This is a genomic window from Serratia sp. Sp408 (genome assembly GCF_057180665.1).
In genome coordinates, this window is sequence record NZ_JBXUFT010000001.1 from 290,428 (window position 1) to 306,326 (window position 15,899).

The 15,899-nt window shown below is 55.9% G+C and carries 18 protein-coding genes and 1 riboswitch; of the genes, 4 read left to right on the forward strand and 14 right to left on the reverse strand.

All coding sequences use genetic code 11. The features are described from left to right. Window positions 1-79 precede the first annotated feature (79 nt). Together AC2AXP_RS01415 and AC2AXP_RS01420 are read left to right on the forward strand one after the other, a co-directional pair. Entirely contained in the window at window positions 80-973 is an 894-nt protein-coding gene (locus AC2AXP_RS01415; RefSeq protein ID WP_004954325.1) for a LysR family transcriptional regulator, read from the forward strand. 459 nt (window positions 974-1,432) lie between these two features. After that, complete coding sequence (locus AC2AXP_RS01420; protein WP_004954322.1) at window positions 1,433-2,881, forward strand: GGDEF domain-containing protein; 1,449 nt, start codon at window positions 1,433-1,435, stop codon at window positions 2,879-2,881. Between the two features lie 4 nt (window positions 2,882-2,885). Here the strand turns inward: AC2AXP_RS01420 and AC2AXP_RS01425 are convergent, their stop codons facing one another. Both AC2AXP_RS01425 and AC2AXP_RS01430 read right to left on the reverse strand, forming a co-directional pair. Continuing rightward, on the reverse strand, window positions 2,886-3,047 hold the full coding sequence (locus AC2AXP_RS01425; RefSeq protein ID WP_004954320.1) for a YnfU family zinc-binding protein: 162 nt from the start codon (window positions 3,045-3,047) through the stop codon (window positions 2,886-2,888). Between the two features lie 76 nt (window positions 3,048-3,123). Beyond that, a complete protein-coding gene (locus tag AC2AXP_RS01430) occupies window positions 3,124-3,603 on the reverse strand; it encodes a cold-shock protein (protein ID WP_039991019.1) in 480 nt (159 codons plus the stop codon). 299 nt (window positions 3,604-3,902) lie between these two features. On the opposite strand from AC2AXP_RS01430, the gene cspE reads away from it, so the two are divergent. Then, entirely contained in the window at window positions 3,903-4,112 is a 210-nt protein-coding gene (gene cspE / locus AC2AXP_RS01435) for a transcription antiterminator/RNA stability regulator CspE (RefSeq protein WP_002210315.1), read from the forward strand. Window positions 4,113-4,169: 57 nt separating this feature from the next. Here the strand turns inward: cspE and AC2AXP_RS01440 are convergent, their stop codons facing one another. From AC2AXP_RS01440 to crcB, 3 genes are all read right to left on the reverse strand, one after another. After that, window positions 4,170-5,363: a Bcr/CflA family efflux MFS transporter gene (locus AC2AXP_RS01440; protein ID WP_004954314.1), complete on the reverse strand. Its 1,194-nt coding sequence runs from the start codon at window positions 5,361-5,363 to the stop codon at window positions 4,170-4,172. Continuing rightward, on the reverse strand, window positions 5,356-5,967 hold the full coding sequence (locus AC2AXP_RS01445) for a TetR/AcrR family transcriptional regulator (protein ID WP_004954311.1): 612 nt from the start codon (window positions 5,965-5,967) through the stop codon (window positions 5,356-5,358). Before AC2AXP_RS01445 ends, AC2AXP_RS01440 begins: the two co-directional genes overlap by 8 nt. A 278-nt stretch (window positions 5,968-6,245) precedes the next feature. Further along, window positions 6,246-6,629 carry a fluoride efflux transporter CrcB gene (gene crcB, locus AC2AXP_RS01450; protein ID WP_004954303.1) on the reverse strand — a complete coding sequence of 128 codons (384 nt, stop codon included), beginning with the start codon at window positions 6,627-6,629 and terminating at the stop codon, window positions 6,246-6,248. A gap of 175 nt (window positions 6,630-6,804) precedes the next feature. Further along, window positions 6,805-6,867, reverse strand: a riboswitch (Fluoride riboswitch). Window positions 6,868-7,044: 177 nt separating this feature from the next. On the opposite strand from crcB, the gene tatA reads away from it, so the two are divergent. Continuing rightward, entirely contained in the window at window positions 7,045-7,251 is a 207-nt protein-coding gene (gene tatA / locus AC2AXP_RS01455) for a Sec-independent protein translocase subunit TatA (protein WP_004954300.1), read from the forward strand. A gap of 100 nt (window positions 7,252-7,351) precedes the next feature. Here tatA and lipA read toward each other — a convergent pair whose 3' ends face one another. From lipA to rsfS, 9 genes are all read right to left on the reverse strand, one after another. Further along, on the reverse strand, window positions 7,352-8,317 hold the full coding sequence (lipA, locus tag AC2AXP_RS01460; protein WP_004954298.1) for a lipoyl synthase: 966 nt from the start codon (window positions 8,315-8,317) through the stop codon (window positions 7,352-7,354). Then, complete coding sequence (lipB, locus tag AC2AXP_RS01465) at window positions 8,310-8,978, reverse strand: lipoyl(octanoyl) transferase LipB (RefSeq protein WP_198773327.1); 669 nt, start codon at window positions 8,976-8,978, stop codon at window positions 8,310-8,312. The genes lipA and lipB overlap by 8 nt, the downstream gene beginning before the upstream one ends. 134 nt (window positions 8,979-9,112) lie before the next feature. Then, window positions 9,113-9,379, reverse strand: coding sequence for a DUF493 family protein YbeD (gene ybeD, locus AC2AXP_RS01470; RefSeq protein ID WP_004965965.1), 267 nt, complete (start codon window positions 9,377-9,379; stop codon window positions 9,113-9,115). 202 nt (window positions 9,380-9,581) lie between these two features. Further along, window positions 9,582-10,793: a D-alanyl-D-alanine carboxypeptidase DacA gene (gene dacA / locus AC2AXP_RS01475; protein WP_039992375.1), complete on the reverse strand. Its 1,212-nt coding sequence runs from the start codon at window positions 10,791-10,793 to the stop codon at window positions 9,582-9,584. Window positions 10,794-10,954: 161 nt separating this feature from the next. Then, window positions 10,955-12,031 (reverse strand): endolytic peptidoglycan transglycosylase RlpA, encoded by a 1,077-nt coding sequence (rlpA, locus tag AC2AXP_RS01480; RefSeq protein WP_004965961.1) that lies wholly within the window; start codon window positions 12,029-12,031, stop codon window positions 10,955-10,957. 10 nt (window positions 12,032-12,041) lie between these two features. After that, window positions 12,042-13,154, reverse strand: coding sequence for a peptidoglycan glycosyltransferase MrdB (gene mrdB, locus AC2AXP_RS01485; protein ID WP_004965959.1), 1,113 nt, complete (start codon window positions 13,152-13,154; stop codon window positions 12,042-12,044). 6 nt (window positions 13,155-13,160) lie between these two features. After that, window positions 13,161-15,056 (reverse strand): peptidoglycan DD-transpeptidase MrdA, encoded by a 1,896-nt coding sequence (gene mrdA, locus AC2AXP_RS01490; RefSeq protein WP_198773325.1) that lies wholly within the window; start codon window positions 15,054-15,056, stop codon window positions 13,161-13,163. Between the two features lie 36 nt (window positions 15,057-15,092). Further along, on the reverse strand, window positions 15,093-15,563 hold the full coding sequence (gene rlmH, locus AC2AXP_RS01495; RefSeq protein ID WP_004965954.1) for a 23S rRNA (pseudouridine(1915)-N(3))-methyltransferase RlmH: 471 nt from the start codon (window positions 15,561-15,563) through the stop codon (window positions 15,093-15,095). A gap of 3 nt (window positions 15,564-15,566) precedes the next feature. Next, entirely contained in the window at window positions 15,567-15,884 is a 318-nt protein-coding gene (gene rsfS / locus AC2AXP_RS01500) for a ribosome silencing factor (RefSeq protein ID WP_039992842.1), read from the reverse strand. Window positions 15,885-15,899 lie beyond the last annotated feature (15 nt).

The window sequence follows — 15,899 nt, forward strand, 5'->3', positions numbered from 1 at the left end:
GGTATTTTTAAGATAGTTGCCCAGCGCTATCGACGGAATACACTATAATGCGCATGTATTATTAAGTCAGAGAGGCATAATGAGAGGCGGTGACTTTGCAGAACTACGCGCCTTCGTGGCGATTGCCGAACACGGGAGCTTTGCTCGCGCGGCCGCTCACCTTGGCATGTCGGCGTCGGCGCTTAGCCAGACGCTGCGCAATCTGGAAACCCGCCTCGGCGTGCGGCTGTTAAACCGTACCACCCGCAGCGTGGCGCCGACCGAAGCCGGCGCGCAGCTGTGGGAAAGGTTACGCCCGCTAATGGCGAACCTGGACGCTGCCGTCGCACAGGTGATTGACCAGCGTCAGCAGCCGGCCGGATTGCTGCGGCTCAATATCACGCGGGTGGCTGCGATGCATTTTCTTGCGCCGCGCATCAGCGCTTTTAACGCGCAGTACCCGGATATTACCCTCGATCTGAACGTCGAAGATAAGCTGGTGGATATTGTCGCTGGCGGTTTTGATGCCGGGGTGCGGCTGCACGAAAAACTCGACAAGGATATGGTGGCGATCAAGCTTGGCGGGGAACTGCGGATGCGCGTGGTTGCCGCGCCAAATTATCTGTCGCGCTATGGCGAGCCGCAAACGCCACGCGATCTGTTGCAGCATCGCTGTCTCAACTATCGCTGGCCGACCAATGGCAATCTGTACCGCTGGGAGTTTGAGCGCGGCGCGGAGAAGCTGGACATTGCCGTCGAGGGGCCGTTGGTAGTTAACGAGCCGGAGATATTGGTGCAGGCCGCCATCGACGGCATGGGCATCGCCTATCTGTTTGAGCATCAAATAGCCGCTGGGTTGGCGGAGCGGCGGCTGCTGCCGTTGCTGGATGACTGGACGCCGCCGTTTCCCGGTTTTTATCTTTATTACCCAGCTAACCGGCAGATGCCGCGCCCGTTGCGCGCGTTTATCGACTTCGCCCGGGCGAAGCGTTAAATGTGTGCCGTCGCTGCCCCTGTTCATTTTTTCTGCACATTTTGGCGGTACCGTATGCGCGTTATTAGCCCGCTTAGGCTAACACTGCATACTGGTACAAATACTCCCGGTTCCTAGACCGGGTTTTTTGTTGGCATTTGCCAGCACGTCACATAATCCCGCGCGAAAACAGCAGCATCTCGGTAAGTAGCCCTAAGAATAATGTGGCTTACTGTTTGTTCCGAAAGACTACGGCTTGCGCTATGCTGTTGACGTCTAGCCGCTCACCGAGAAAGCTGCGGCGATGCTGATAGAGCCGACCATTAAGCGATTTGCCCGAATAATGCGTTAGAATGTTCTTGTTAAATAAAATTAACGCGGCAGACAGCCTGATTTGCGGCTTATTTATCTTCCCTATTTTGCTGGGTCATAGAATATGCACACAACTATTCTGGTTATTATGCGCGCGTGGTCAACACCATGAACGCCAGGATAATTTCTAAATATGGCCTACCGGTTGCACTTCAGCTTATTAACCTTTTCTTACTGACATTTCTGCTATCGCTGGTAGGGATATTTTCTCGTCCGATCGGCTCGCTGTCATTATTCTGGCCGGTCAACGCCATTTTACTGGGACTGTTATTGCGCAAGCCGGCGTATGCCACGCCGATGGGCTGGCTGGCCACCTACCTTGGCATGGTCAGCGCCGATCTGACCACCGGTGAAGGCGCGCCGCTGGCGCTATGGCTGAATGCCTGCAATATGGCGTTGATCGCCACCGGTTACGGCGTGATGCTGTTACTGCCCCAGTCGCAACGGCGGATGGGCAAGCCGCAGGCCATTCTGTATATGTTCGCTGCCAGTTTATCCGGCGCGGCGGTGGCGTCGACGCTGTCGGTGCTGCGCAATGACAGCCTGTATAACAATACGGTGATTACCGCCTGGCTGGCCTGGTTTAGCGAACAGTTTTCCACCACCTTGCTGATTCTGCCGGTGCTGCTGGCTGCCCCGCGCCTGAAGCCACTGCTGCGGATGCGATTCAACTGGCGGTTGAGCGCCAGCCTGCCGTTACTGGCGCTGATCGCGTCGTTGCTGTTTAGCGTGTACATCGGTGGGCCGGGAGCGATTGCCTTCCCGATCCCGGCGCTGCTGTGGTGCGCAGTCAGTTATCAATTGTTTACCGTTACGCTGTTGACGCTATTGACCGGCATTATCGAAATCAGCAGTATTTCGGCCAATGTAATGCTGTATGAAACCCCGAGCACCCGCGGCGCGCTGCTGGATACGCTGATGTCCGCCCGCTTGGGTATTGCCATGCTGGTGATGGGGCCGTTGATTGTGTCGAGTTCGATAGCCGTTAACCGCAAGCTGATGCGGCGGCTGGAACACAGCGCCAGCCATGATTTTCTCACCGGCACCTTGACGCGCAGCGCGCTGATGCGCAAAACCCGCGAACTGCTGGAGCAGAAACAGCGCTGCAAAGAGGCAGTGTCGTTACTGTTGATTGACGTCGACCATTTCAAACTGATTAACGATAGCTATGGCCACGTGATTGGCGATCGGGTGTTGGCGAATTTTATTCATCTGCTGCGGCGCGAATTGCGCCCCGATCAACTGCTCGGCCGTCTGGGCGGTGAGGAGTTTGCCATCGTGATGCCGCGTGCCCTGGCGGCACAGGCGGTGGCCATGGGGGAGTATTTGCGGCGTCAGGTGGAAAAAGCGCAAATCGACACGGGCGATCGCGCGCCGTTGAAACTGACCATTAGCGTCGGCGTCGCCAGCCTGGCGATGAACGAAGACAAGTCGCTGGAGCAGTTGATGAACATGGCGGATATCGCGCTGTATCGCGCCAAATCGCTGGGGCGTAACAGGGTCGAACCGTTTAACGTGCTCAGTGGCAACAGCGTCGATCACATCCTGTTCAAATAGGGGCTCAGCCCTGCTGTGGTTTGAATTTAACGCCGCAGTTTGGGCAAATCAGCATCACGCTTTGCTGCAGGCGCGAGCACTGTTGATTGGTGACATAGGCACATTTCGGGCAGGCGATTCGCATGGTGCGATGAATGATGCCTTTAACGTCGCGGGACTCAGACATGGCAGCTCCCTGTGTGAGGTGAAAGTCCACGCTAACACAGGTGCTTTGAAATTGCCTTAGGGATTTGTTGCCGGCGTTACAGCGCCTTCAACGCGCTCAAGGTTTCATCCATATCAATCTCGTGTTCAGAGAAGGTGTGGGTGACGTTTTGAAAGGTGACGATCGACAGCATGCGCAGACTTTGCATGGCTTGCGGCTCGGCCGCTGCCTGCGGGCGGATGCGATTCATCAACAGGCCGACTGACAGCACGGTATTTTCTTTGTCCACCTCGGCTTTTACCGGCACCTCTTTGGTGAAGGTATGGAACGACTTGATGCTGCTGATCTTGATGCGTTCATTGGCAATAATGATGTATTTGCTTGGCGCCAGAACTTTAACCGCAAAGGCAGAAGGCCCCTTGGCATTGTTGGTCGGTTCAAAGGTCACCGCGGCATTTTTCTTTATCAGCTCCGGGTTTTGCACTTTAATCACGTGAAAATAACGATTTTCTCCGTTCTCATCGGTAATAAAGCCGAAGCCTTTGTCTTCAAAAAAAGTCGTTATCTTGCCGTTCATGGTCATTCTCATCAGTTTGTACAATACAGTGCTTATGATAGCGCGGAATGTGGCGCAGTGACAGCCGGGCAACGCTAGCGGAGGCGCTGTAAGCGGGACGTCTGGGGGGCACAACCCCTTGTTCGGCATGATTGGCGGCGACACGTTGGCGGTATGCTGAAGTGGGCGCGGCTGGTCAGGCGATTATTTCATTTTTTATTGGTTTTATGTGATCTCGGTGGTGGACAAAATCTCGCCCAGTTGCTGTACTGTAATGGACACACGTTTTGTGTCTTACATTCACGTTAAAGGTAAGTTTGATGTCTAAGATTAAAGGTAGCGTTAAGTGGTTTAATGAATCCAAAGGTTTCGGCTTCATTACCCCGGAAGATGGTAGCAAGGACGTTTTCGTTCACTTTTCTGCCATCGCTAGCAATGGTTTCAAAACTCTTGCTGAAGGCCAGCGTGTAGAATTTGAAATCACGAACGGTGCCAAAGGGCCATCTGCTGCTAACGTTATCGCTATCTAAGCTATAATCGCTAATATTCTTAAAACCCGCTCATCGAGCGGGTTTTTTATTGCCCGTTTATGCCGTCTGCGGTTTACGCACCAGCGTGGTGAACAGCGTGATGGCGATAGCATAACAGCCGACGATGGTCAGCGCCATTGAGGTGCTCGAGGTGCCGCCCAAGCCGGTGATTGGCACGCTGCACGCCCCGAGCGCGAACATGCATACGCCAATCAACGCCGATGCGCTGCCGGCCCGATCGCCCTGGCTTTGCATCGCCAGCGATGAGGCGGTGGGGCCAACGGTGCCAACCACCGCTACTGACAGGAACAGCGGCACCAGCAGCAGTATCAGCGGCGCATGCAACCAGCCGGCCAGCAGCAGTAACAGCGACGAGATGGCCGCCAGGCTCAGCCCGGCTTTCAGCACCCGCAGTTCGCCGAAGCGATGACTCAGGCGTGCCGCCGTCTGGGCGGAAATCACCAGACCAATACCGTTAATCGCAAAGCACAGGCTAAACATTTGCGGGCTGAGTCCGTAAATTTCTTGCAGCACGAACGGCGAGGCGCCGATATAAGCGAACATGCCGGCCATCACAAAGCCCTGCGTCAGGCACAGGCCAATAAACTGGCGTTGGCGCAGCAGGCCGCCCAGCGACATCAGCATGGTCAAAATGCCGCCCTGACTGCGACGCTCTGCGGGCAATGATTCATGCAGTTTCAGTAACGAAAGGGCAAACAGCAGCAAGGCGATCAGCGCCAGCGCGCCAAAAATGCCACGCCAATCCATAAACTTCAGCAGCACGCCGCCCAACACCGGAGCGACGATCGGCGCCAGTCCGTTCACCAGCATCAACAGCGCAAAAAAACGCGTCAATTCATGGCCGGAATACAGGTCGCGGGCGATGGCGCGAGAGATCACCGCGCCGCCGGCGCCGGCCAGCCCCTGCAATAAACGGGCGATCAGTAACTGATCGATACTGGGGGCCAGTGCGCACCACAGCGAGGCCGCCAGTAGCAACAGTAGTGACAACAGCAATGGGCGCATTCGCCCCAACTTGTCGCTATAAGGACCGAATATCAGTTGACCGAGGCCCAGACCGAGCAGGCCGGCGGTCAGGCTCAGCTGCGCAGTGGCGGTGGTGGTATTCAGTTCCCCTGCCAGTTCCGGCAGGGCGGGCAGATACAGGTCGGTACACAGCGGGCCAAGCGCTGCCAAAAGGCCGAGCACCAGTGCATAAACCAGGCGCTGGCGATGTTGTTGTTTAGTCATTAGGCGTTTCTAGCTGGTGGAAAAGATGTGAGATAGCCTGCTGATACAAACCTTCCAGCAGGGTGATGTCGGCTTTTTGCGTGGTCAACAGGCGGTAGCCGGTGCCTTCGCTCAGCACTGCGATGAACTCGACCCGCGCAGCGATTTCCGCATCGCTAAATTGCGGATAGAGCGTTTTCAGGTTGCGGCAGACATGGTGGAACAGACGCGCTTCGGCATCGCTGAGTATCTTGGCTACTAGCGGATTGCGCGTGGCTTCGGCGGTGACTTCCAGCATCAGCAGGTGATCGATCTCGCTTTGGCCGGGCGTTTGATACAGCGTACGGGCGGCGAGGGTAGCGGCGATCAGATTGATGTGGTCGCTGATGTCTTCCAGCCGCCGCATTTTCTCATTGATGATACGGTTGACGATTTCTTCAATGATGGCGTCTTTATTGGCGAAGTAGCGATAGATCTGGCCAACGCTCAGCGCAGAACGCTGGGCGATTTCCGCCATGCTGGCTGCGTGAAAGCCACGTTGCCGGAAGCAGATTTTCGCGGCATCGACGATTTGGTTGCGTCGCAGTTCGGCTTTGGCCTGTCTGCTTGCCGTTGGGGTTGGCATAGTCCGATCCTGTGCCAGCAAATCGCTGACGTTTGGGTGTGAACGTTCATTCTCAATTGTAAGGCAAGATCGGTTTTTTGTGGAGTTTTTTATACCCGCGTTAATAACGCTAGGCGAACAGGTAAACGTTGATAAACGTCACCACGATCGCCAGGCAAAATACGGTCACCGCCATTTCAGACAGGTTTTTCGGCAAGCTCGGCATAGGGAATCTCATCCAGTTGATCACATGGGATAAGATTATCCGTACGCAGGATTAAGAAAACATTAAGCTGAGGTTACTGGCCGCTGATCCAGTTGACCAACATGAACGCCAGTAAGGTCATTGCCAGTGAACCAGCCAGGTTAATCAGGGCATTAGTCAGCGCCCAGAGCATGCGCCCGTCCTGAATCAGGTAAACGACTTCCAGCGAAAAGGTTGAAAAGGTCGTCAGACCGCCGCAAAAGCCGGTGGTGATCAATAAACGCCAGGTGGCGTCAATGGAGCCCGCGCGGCTAAACAGCGCCATCGCCAAGCCGATGATAAATCCGCCCAGCAGATTGACCGCCAGCGTGCCAAGCGGAATATGCGCATGCAGTGGGTTCAGTTTCATTCCGACTAGCCAGCGCAGTACGCTGCCCAACCCGCCACCAATAAAAACAGCCAGTAAAGAACTCATCATGATCGGAAAATCCCTTGATTAAAATTGACCATCTCAGATAGGCGGTGCTCACATATTCATGTTGCAGATGGGGTAGTTCACCGATCCCGCATAACAGCGTGGAGAATCAATGCCAGCTACGCCGTTGTGCTTTGTGATATGACAAGTACCGGCGCGACGCTACCCACCTCTCTGAGGTAACGTAGGCATCATCAGCCGGTAAGGGCGGTTATGGAGGAATGCCATCTCCAAGGGAAGAAATCTTACACCTTGTGTGGCGGATTTTGTAGTCCCGTCAGCGGTCGGAACGCGACCATGACGATCGAACTCTGTTACAGGTTGCAGTTGTTTTAGCCGATCAAAAGTAGGTAAATATCCACAGGCAAGGTTTGTTTCTTCGCTGCCTCCGCAGCAAACATGAATAGAGAAGGGATATATGGAAGGTATCAGTATTACCAAACTGCTGGTGATTGCCGTGTTGATCGTACTGCTGTTCGGCACCAGTAAGTTACGCACCCTGGGCGCGGATCTTGGCGCAGCGCTGAAAGGCTTTAAAAAAGCGGTTGGCGATGATACGCCGCCGGCTCAGAATAACGCCGAACAACAGACCACGGCGCAAAACGTCGAAAAGAAAGATCGCTAAGCGCAGGTCGACGAAATAACAAAAACGGATGCCGCAAGACATCCGTTTTGTATTTTTTGCAGGTCAAAGCGTAACAAAAAATTACGCTATTACCCCGTGCTTATTTTACTTCCATGCCTTTAGCTTGCAGATCGGCATGATAGGAAGAACGCACAAACGGGCCGCAGGCTGCGTGCGTGAAGCCCATCGCCAGCGCTTCTTCTTTCATTTCGTCAAACTCGGCCGGGCTGACGTAACGTTGTACCGGCAGGTGGTGACGGCTTGGCTGCAGATACTGGCCCAGCGTCAGCATGGTCACCCCGTGGCGGCGCAGATCGCGCATCACTTCAACGATTTCGGCATTGGTTTCACCCAGGCCGACCATCAGGCCGGATTTGGTTGGAATATCCGGATGTGCTTCCTTGAAACGCTCCAGCAGCTTCAATGACCATTCGTAGTTGGCGCCCGGACGCACCTGGCGATAAACGCGCGGCACATTTTCCAGATTGTGGTTGAACACATCCGGCGGCGTCGCGGTCAGGATATCCAGCGCGCGATCCATTCGGCCGCGGAAGTCCGGCACCAGCGTTTCAATCTTGATGTTCGGGCTTTTGGCGCGAATGGCGGCGATGCAATCGGCAAAGTGCTGGGCACCGCCGTCGCGCAGGTCATCGCGGTCAACCGAAGTGATTACCACGTAGCGCAGACCCATATCGGCGATGGTTTGCGCCAGTTTTTCCGGCTCGTTGACGTCGGGGGCCACTGGACGGCCATGCGCCACATCGCAGAACGGGCAGCGACGGGTGCAGATGGCACCGAGGATCATAAAGGTGGCGGTGCCGTGGTTGAAGCACTCGGACAGATTGGGGCATGAGGCTTCTTCACAGACTGAATGCAGGCCGTTCTTGCGCATGGCGGCCTTGATGCCCTGGATACGCGTTGAATCGGCAGGCAGCTTGATCTTCATCCACTCGGGTTTACGTAACAGCTCCTGCCGTTCGGTGACCACCGTTTTTACCGGGATCAACGCCATTTTGTCTGCATCGCGGTATTTTACGCCGCGTTCCATCTGAATTGGTTTACTCATAGTCGTGCAGGTTCCAGTTACGAGACTCGACCGTCTGGTAGCCGAGTAAATGAACAAATTCCTGAACCAGGATTGGATGTACGTCTTCTATGCCAACGCCGGGCGCCAGGGCGCTGACCTGGGTCATCTGCATGCCAGCGTAGCCGCAGGGATTGATACGTTGAAACGGGCCGAGATCCATCGACACGTTAAGGGCCAGGCCGTGGAAGGAGCTGCCCTTGCGAATACGCAGTCCCAGAGAACAGATTTTCTGTTCCCCCACATAGACGCCGGGCGCGTCGGGGCGCGCACGTGAATCAATGCGAAAGTGGCTGAGGGTATTAATCACGGTATCTTCTATGGCGGTGACCAGTTGGCGGACGCCAACCTTGTTGCGTTTAAGATCGATCATTACGTACAGCACTTGCTGGCCTGGCCCATGATAGGTGACCTGACCGCCGCGATCGCTCTGGATCACCGGAATATCGCCGGGCATCAGCAGGTGCTCGGCCTTGCCGGCCTGCCCTTGGGTGAATACCGGCTGATGCTGCACCAGCCACAGTTCGTCGGGCGTGGTTTCGCTACGGCGATCGGTGAAGTTGTGCATGGCTTGGGATACAGGCGCATAAGGCTGTAACCCCAGCTGACGCAAAATGATCTTATTGTGTTGCAAATGAATCATCGTCAGGTTACAGAGGTGGTAAAGCGATTATACCGGGCGCTCTGGCTCGCGACCAGCGTTTCGCTGAGCAAAAATGCGCAACCCGGGCAGAGGATGGTCTAGCCCGGGTTGCTAAGCAGTGTTTTATGCTGGGATTACAGCACCATGCGGACAATTTCAATATTGCCCAACTCTTCGTATAAGGTTTCCACCTGGTCGATATGACTGGCGGTAATGGTGATGGAAACGGAGTGGTAGTTGCCTTTGCTGCTCGGCTTGACCTGCGGGGTATAATCCCCCGGCGCATGGCGCTGCACCACTTCAACCACCTGGTCTACCAGCTCGGGTTGCGCCAGGCCCATCACCTTGTAGGTAAAGGAACAGGGGAATTCGAGCAGTTCGTTCAGTTTAGTTTTTTGCATGTGCGCTCCAGAGTGACATCTTTTAAACCCGATATTTGGCGTTGCGGCATGGCGTGTACGGCGTTTCGGGTTGACTGGCAAACCAGGGAACCGACATCAGTGTACGCTGCTTCAAATCTGCGGGCTGTATAAATTATAACTCCCGCCGGAGCGAGAGTTAGTGTTAATTGCTATATGGGGGCGTTTTCGCCGATTTCAAGCGTTAGCCGAACCAGTGATGGAACATCAATTTGATGTAATCCACGATGCGGCTGACGAAGCCGCCTTCCTTCACTTCGTTCAACACCACCAGCGGGCGTTGATCGATGGTCTTGCCGTCCAGTTGGAAGTTGATGCTGCCAACCACCTGGTTTTTCGCCAACGGCGCGTGAATTTCCGGCGTGTTGAGCACGTAGCTGGCTTTCAGATCTTTCATCCGGCCGCGTGGAATGGTCAGGTAAACGTCTTTGTCGACGCCCAGTTCGACGCGATCGGCGTCACCGAACCATACTGGTTCAGAGGCGAATTCCTTGCCGGCTTTCAGTGGCGCAACGGTTTCAAAGAAACGGAAGCCCCAGGTCAGCAGTTTCTTGCTTTCGGTTTCGCGACCCTTATAGGTACGACCACCCAGCACCGCCGAAATCAGACGCATCTGGCCTTCGGTCGCCGATGCCACCAGGTTGTAACCTGCGGCAGAGGTGTGGCCGGTCTTGATGCCGTCAACGTTCAGGCTGGTATCCCACAGCAGGCCGTTACGGTTCACCTGACGGATATTGTTGAAGGTGAACTCTTTTTCTTTATAGATGGCGTATTCGTCCGGCACATCGCGGATCAGCGCCTGGCCGATCAGCGCCATATCGCGCGCCGAGCTGAATTGACCCTGCGCATCCAGGCCGTGCACGGTCTGGAAGTGGGTGTTCTGCAGGCCCAATTGCTTGACGTAGGTGTTCATCAGATTGACGAACGCGTCCTGGCTGCCGGCAACGTAATCGGCCATTGCCACGCAGGCGTCGTTACCGGATTGCAGGTTGATGCCGCGCGTCAGTTTGGAAACCGGCACGCGATCGCCAGGCTTCAGGAACATCAGCGAAGAGCCCTTGAACACCGGGTTGCCGGTAGCCCATGCATCTTGACCGACGGTCACCAGATCTTCCTGGCCGATTTTGCCGGATTTGAGCGCCTGGCCGATGACATAACTGGTCATCATTTTGGTCAGGCTGGCGGGATCGCGACGCGCATCCGCATTGGATTCCGCCAGAACTTTACCGGAGTTGTAATCAATCAGGATGTACGATTCCGCATCGATTTGCGGGACACCCGGGATCATGGTTTTGATATTAACATCATCGGCATGCGCGCTGTTGGCTGCGCTCATCGCGATAACGGTACCGAGCGCTAGGCTCTTGATTATGCGAAAAGAAGTTACATGTTTCATGATCTGGACTACAACATCCGTGAGAAAGTAAATGAAAAAACGAGCCACACTATAACAGATGGGATCCCGGCAAGCATTAGTCATTCATCCGACTAACAATGCTTTACACTTTTTTGCTGAAAGAAAATGTTTCCGCAAATTCTTGCCAGCCGGGTATCTGATCACGGTGCCGCAGTGACAAATGATTGTTGTTGTGCCTCGGTTGCCAAGCGTTGCTGCAGCTGCAGCGCCTGCTGACGATCGCTGAACGGGCCAAGCTGCACACGATACACGTTACCACTGTTGCTGACGGTGCCTGGCACGCTGAACTGCTGGCTGAGCTGTTGCTGCCATTGCTGCGCACGTGCGGCATTGCTCAACGCGCCGACCTGCACCACAAACCCGGATGCAGAACTGGCAGAGGCTGTGCTGGTCGTCGCAGCAGTTGCCGCCACGCCGGCAGCGACAGGCGCTACCGCGTTCACCGGTTCGTCGCTTTCCAGCACGCCGGCCGGTACGGCGCTTGGCGCGCCGAGGAAACCACTACGGCTGTTGCCGGTCGCTGGCGTTTCGCCGTTGTTCAGGCTGGCATTGTCAATCGGACGGACGTCGTTGGCGTTCATGGCCGGCGGATCCTGCTGAATGGGCGTACCCATGGCGCCACTGCTCAGATCCGGGCGCGCCGGCAGCGCATAGCTCTGCTTGGCGACGGTGGTGCCGATGGTGCCTGGTCCGCTCAGCGTACCGTCCGGGGCGACGTTGATAAAATCAACCTTCACCTTGGTATTGTTCGACAGGTTCAAACGATCGGCCGCCGCTTTGGACAGATCGATAATACGCCCCTTGGTATACGGGCCGCGGTCATTGACGCGCACCACCAGTTGGCGGCCGTTGGCCAGGTTGGTCACCCGCACGTAGCTTGGAATTGGCAGAGTAGGGTGCGCGGCGCTCAGTGCGTTTGGATCAAACGGCTCGCCAATGGCAGTGGTATTGCCACTGAGCTCCTCGCCATACCAACTGGCCAGCCCGGTTTGCGAGAAGTTTTGCGGATCCTTGACGATGCGATAGGTGTCGCCATTAACCTTATAGTCCTGCGAGGTGCCAGGGTTATAGGGTTCATAGTGAGGCTCCACGCCGCCGATTTCCACCACCGGTCCGTTATACGGCTGCTGCGGTGGCGCCTGCTGTTCTGTCGTTGTGGTGGTGCAGGCGGAAAGCAATACCGCAACTGCGCCGATCCAAAGCCATTCCTTACGCATTACTCACCTCTTATAAACTCTTAGACAGCATTTTCCGATGCGTGTGGATCGACATCACGATGCCGAAGCCCGCCATGAGCACGATCAGCGCCGATCCACCGTAACTGACCAGAGGCAAAGGTACGCCAACTACCGGCAAAATGCCACTGACCATACCAATGTTAACAAACACATAAACGAACAGAATCAGCATTAATCCGCCGACCATCACGCGGCCAAAGGTGGTTTGCGCCTTGGCGGCGATCATCAGCCCGCGAATGATCACCAGCAGGTACAGCGCCAGCAGCACCAGTACGCCGATCAGCCCCAGTTCTTCTGCCAACACGGCAAAAATGAAGTCGGTGTGGCGTTCCGGCAAAAACTCCAGCTGCGACTGGGTGCCGTGCAGCCAGCCTTTGCCCGACAGGCCGCCGGAGCCAATGGCGATTTTCGATTGGATAATATGATAGCCGGCGCCCAGCGGGTCGCTTTCCGGATCGAGCAGCATCATCACGCGGTCGCGCTGATAGTCATGCATCAGGAAGAACCACAGCACCGGAATGAATGCGGCCAGCAGCACCGCAGCGACGGCGATCAGCTTCCAGCTCATGCCGGACAGGAACAGCACGAACAACCCGGATGCGGCAATCAGAATCGAGGTGCCAAGGTCCGGTTGCGCGGCGACCAGCAGCGTCGGCAGGAAAATGAGCACCAGCGCAATGCCGGTGTTTTTCAACGACGGCGGGCAGACGTCACGGTTCATAAAGCGAGCCACCATCAGCGGCACGGCGATTTTGGCTATTTCCGACGGCTGAAAGCGCACGAAGCCGAGATCCAGCCAGCGCTGCGCGCCTTTACTGATTTGGCCGAAGGCGTCCACCAGGATCAGCAGGATAACGCAGAAGATATACAGGTACGGCGCCCAGCTTTCATATACCCGCGGCGGGATCTGCGCCATCACGCCCATCACGATCAGGCCCATGACGATTTGGCCGATCTTGCGCTCCATCATGCCGATATCCTGGCCGCTGGCGCTCCACATGACGAAGGCGCTGTATACCAGCAGGGCCAGAATGAAGAGCAGGAAGGTGGGGTCAATGTGGATTTTGGTCCAGATTGAGCCCTTTTGTTGGCTTTCGGTCATGGTCTGTTAATCACCTTCTGAACCGGGCGGCGCCGGTGGCGCGTCCGGTAATTGCGTATTGTCGTCGCCCAGCAAAATATGATCCAGGATCTGGCGGGTAATGGTGCCGACCGCCGGGCCGGCGCCGCCGTTTTCCAGAATGATGGCCACCGCAACCGTTGGGTTTTCGTACGGTGCAAAGGCGGTCATCAATTTGTGGTCACGCAGATGCTCTGCGAGTTTGTGGGCGTTATAAGTTTCATAGCCGAATACCTGAGCGGTACCCGATTTCGCCGCGGCTTTGTACGGTGTCTTGTCAAAATACTTGCGTGCAGTACCGTTGGGACGGTTGGCAACGCCGTACATGCCGTCTTTGGCAATTTCCCAGTAGCCAGAGTGAATATCGCCGATTTGCAGGCTTTCCTGCTGGCGGAACGGCACCCGGGTGCCGTTGATTTTGGTGCTTTCCAACAGATGCGGCGTTTTGACGTTGCCGTCGTTAATCAAGGTGTTCAGCGCCTTGGCCATCTGGATCGGTGTGGCGGTCCAATACCCCTGGCCGATACCGACCGGGATGGTATCTCCCTGGTACCAGGGTTTCTTGTAGCGTTTGAGCTTCCATTCGCGCGTTGGCATCAGGCCGGAGCGCTCCTCGGAGAGATCGATGCCGGTATAATCGCCGTAGCCGAACTTGCCCAGCCAGCTCGACAGCCGGTCGATGCCCATGTCATACGCTACCTGATAGAAATAGGTATCGGCGGATTCTTCCAGCGCTTTGGTCACGTTCAGGCGACCGTGACCCCATTTTTTCCAGTCGCGGAAACGTTTTTCCGAGCCAGGCAACTGCCACCAGCCCGGGTCGAACACCACGGTGTTTTTGGTGATCACGCCGGCGCTGAGGGCAGAAACGGCAATGTAGGGTTTCACCGTTGATGCCGGCGGATAGACGCCCTGCGTCGCGCGGTTGATCAACGGGCGATTCGGGTCGTTCAACAACCCTTGATACTCTTTGCTGGAGATGCCGTCAACGAACAGGTTCGGGTCATAGCTGGGATTGGACACCAGCGCCAGGATGCCGCCGGTACGCGGATCGCTCACTACCACCGCGGCACGGCTACCGACCAGCAACTGCTCGATATAACGTTGCAGGTTGAGATCGAGCGTCAGATAGATGTCTTGCCCGGCGGACGGCGGCTGTTCGTGCAACTGGCGGATCACCCGACCTCGGTTGTTGACTTCAACCTCTTCATAGCCGGTTTTGCCGTGCAGCGTATCTTCGTAATAGCGCTCGATGCCCAGTTTGCCAATATCGTGAGTGGCGGCGTAGTTCGGCATTTTACCGTCTTTGTTCAGCCGTTCGACGTCGCGGTCGTTGATCTTCGACACATAGCCGATCACGTGGGTGAGGGCGGAACCGTAAGGATAATAGCGGCGCTGATAGCCTTTGACTTCCACGCCGGGAAAGCGGAACTGGTTGACCGCAAAGCGGGCGACCTGAACTTCGCTCAGCGCGGTTTTTACCGGAATGGAGACGAAGCGGCGCGAGCGTTTGCGCTCTTTTTCAAAGTTGGTGATGTCGTCATCGGTCAGATCGACCACCGGGCGCAGCGCCTGCAGCGTCGCTTTCAGATCGTCGACCTTTTCTGGCATCAGCTCAAGCTGGTAAATGGTGCGGTTAAGCGCCAGCGGCGTGCCATTACGATCGTAAATAATGCCGCGGCTGGGGGCGATTGGCACCAGCTTGATGCGGTTTTCGTTGGAACGGGTGCGGTAATCCTCAAAGCGGTCGATCTGCAAATTGTACAGATTGGCGATCAGGACGCTGGTCAGCGCCAGAATAACCAAGAACGCCACCAGGGCGCGGCGTACAAACAGGGCAGATTCAGCCGTATAGTCGCGAAAAGGGTTACGTTCTATTTTCATCCCGTTGTTTTATTTCACTCTCACTGTCAGCGCCGGTCATTCCCGGTGGTAAGGATGATTGGTCGTAATGCTCCAGGCGCGATAGAGGCTTTCCGCCACCAATACGCGCACCAGAGGATGCGGCAGCGTTAACGGCGAAAGCGACCAGCTCTGTTCCGCTGCGGCTTTACATGCCGGTGCCAGCCCTTCCGGACCGCCGATCAACAGGCTGACGTTGCGGCCATCCTGTTTCCAGCGTTCCAGCTGCTGCGCCAGCTGCGGCGTTTCCCATTTGCTGCCGGGGATATCCAGCGTGACGATACGGTTGCCTTTGCCCACGGCCGCCAGCATTTGCTCGCCTTCCTTGTCCAGAATGCGTTTGATGTCGGCATTCTTGCCGCGCTTGCCTGCCGGGATTTCGGTCAGCTCAAACGGCATATCTTTGGGAAAACGGTGCAGATAATCCATAAAGCCGGTCTGAACCCAGTCCGGCATTTTGGTGCCAACGGCGACCAGTTGCAGTTTCACCGCTTAACTCCAGAGCTTTTCCAGTTCGTACAGGCGGCGGCTTTCTTCCTGCATGACGTGTACGATCACTTCGCCCAGATCGACAACCACCCAGTCAGACGCTTCCTGGCCTTTCATGCCGAACAGTTCCATGCCCTGGGCACGGGATTCCTGCACTACGTGGTTGGCAATCGACATCACATGGCGGGTTGAGGTGCCGGTGCAGATGATCATGCAGTCAGTGATGCTGGATTTGCCCTGGACGTCCAGAGCGATAATGTCTTGGCCTTTCAGGTCATCGATTTTATCGATAACGAAATCTTGGAGCGCTTTACCTTGCAAAGGTTCCCCCTCGGG

Excerpts from the sequence above, each read along its gene's own strand:
- AC2AXP_RS01440 (WP_004954314.1), bottom strand. The coding sequence starts at position 5,363 with ATGACTAAACAACAACATCGCCAGCGCCTGGTTTATGCACTGGTGCTC.
- AC2AXP_RS01430 (WP_039991019.1), bottom strand. The coding sequence starts at position 3,603 with ATGAACGGCAAGATAACGACTTTTTTTGAAGACAAAGGCTTCGGCTTT.
- mrdA (WP_198773325.1), bottom strand. The coding sequence starts at position 15,056 with ATGAAAATAGAACGTAACCCTTTTCGCGACTATACGGCTGAATCTGCC.
- crcB (WP_004954303.1), bottom strand. The coding sequence starts at position 6,629 with ATGATGAGTTCTTTACTGGCTGTTTTTATTGGTGGCGGGTTGGGCAGC.
- AC2AXP_RS01425 (WP_004954320.1), bottom strand. The coding sequence starts at position 3,047 with ATGTCTGAGTCCCGCGACGTTAAAGGCATCATTCATCGCACCATGCGA.
- lipB (WP_198773327.1), bottom strand. The coding sequence starts at position 8,978 with ATGATTCATTTGCAACACAATAAGATCATTTTGCGTCAGCTGGGGTTA.
- dacA (WP_039992375.1), bottom strand. The coding sequence starts at position 10,793 with ATGAAACATGTAACTTCTTTTCGCATAATCAAGAGCCTAGCGCTCGGT.
- AC2AXP_RS01445 (WP_004954311.1), bottom strand. The coding sequence starts at position 5,967 with ATGCCAACCCCAACGGCAAGCAGACAGGCCAAAGCCGAACTGCGACGC.
- cspE (WP_002210315.1), top strand. The coding sequence starts at position 3,903 with ATGTCTAAGATTAAAGGTAGCGTTAAGTGGTTTAATGAATCCAAAGGT.
- rlpA (WP_004965961.1), bottom strand. The coding sequence starts at position 12,031 with ATGCGTAAGGAATGGCTTTGGATCGGCGCAGTTGCGGTATTGCTTTCC.
- tatA (WP_004954300.1), top strand. The coding sequence starts at position 7,045 with ATGGAAGGTATCAGTATTACCAAACTGCTGGTGATTGCCGTGTTGATC.
- ybeD (WP_004965965.1), bottom strand. The coding sequence starts at position 9,379 with ATGCAAAAAACTAAACTGAACGAACTGCTCGAATTCCCCTGTTCCTTT.
- lipA (WP_004954298.1), bottom strand. The coding sequence starts at position 8,317 with ATGAGTAAACCAATTCAGATGGAACGCGGCGTAAAATACCGCGATGCA.
- AC2AXP_RS01420 (WP_004954322.1), top strand. The coding sequence starts at position 1,433 with ATGAACGCCAGGATAATTTCTAAATATGGCCTACCGGTTGCACTTCAG.
- mrdB (WP_004965959.1), bottom strand. The coding sequence starts at position 13,154 with ATGACCGAAAGCCAACAAAAGGGCTCAATCTGGACCAAAATCCACATT.
- AC2AXP_RS01415 (WP_004954325.1), top strand. The coding sequence starts at position 80 with ATGAGAGGCGGTGACTTTGCAGAACTACGCGCCTTCGTGGCGATTGCC.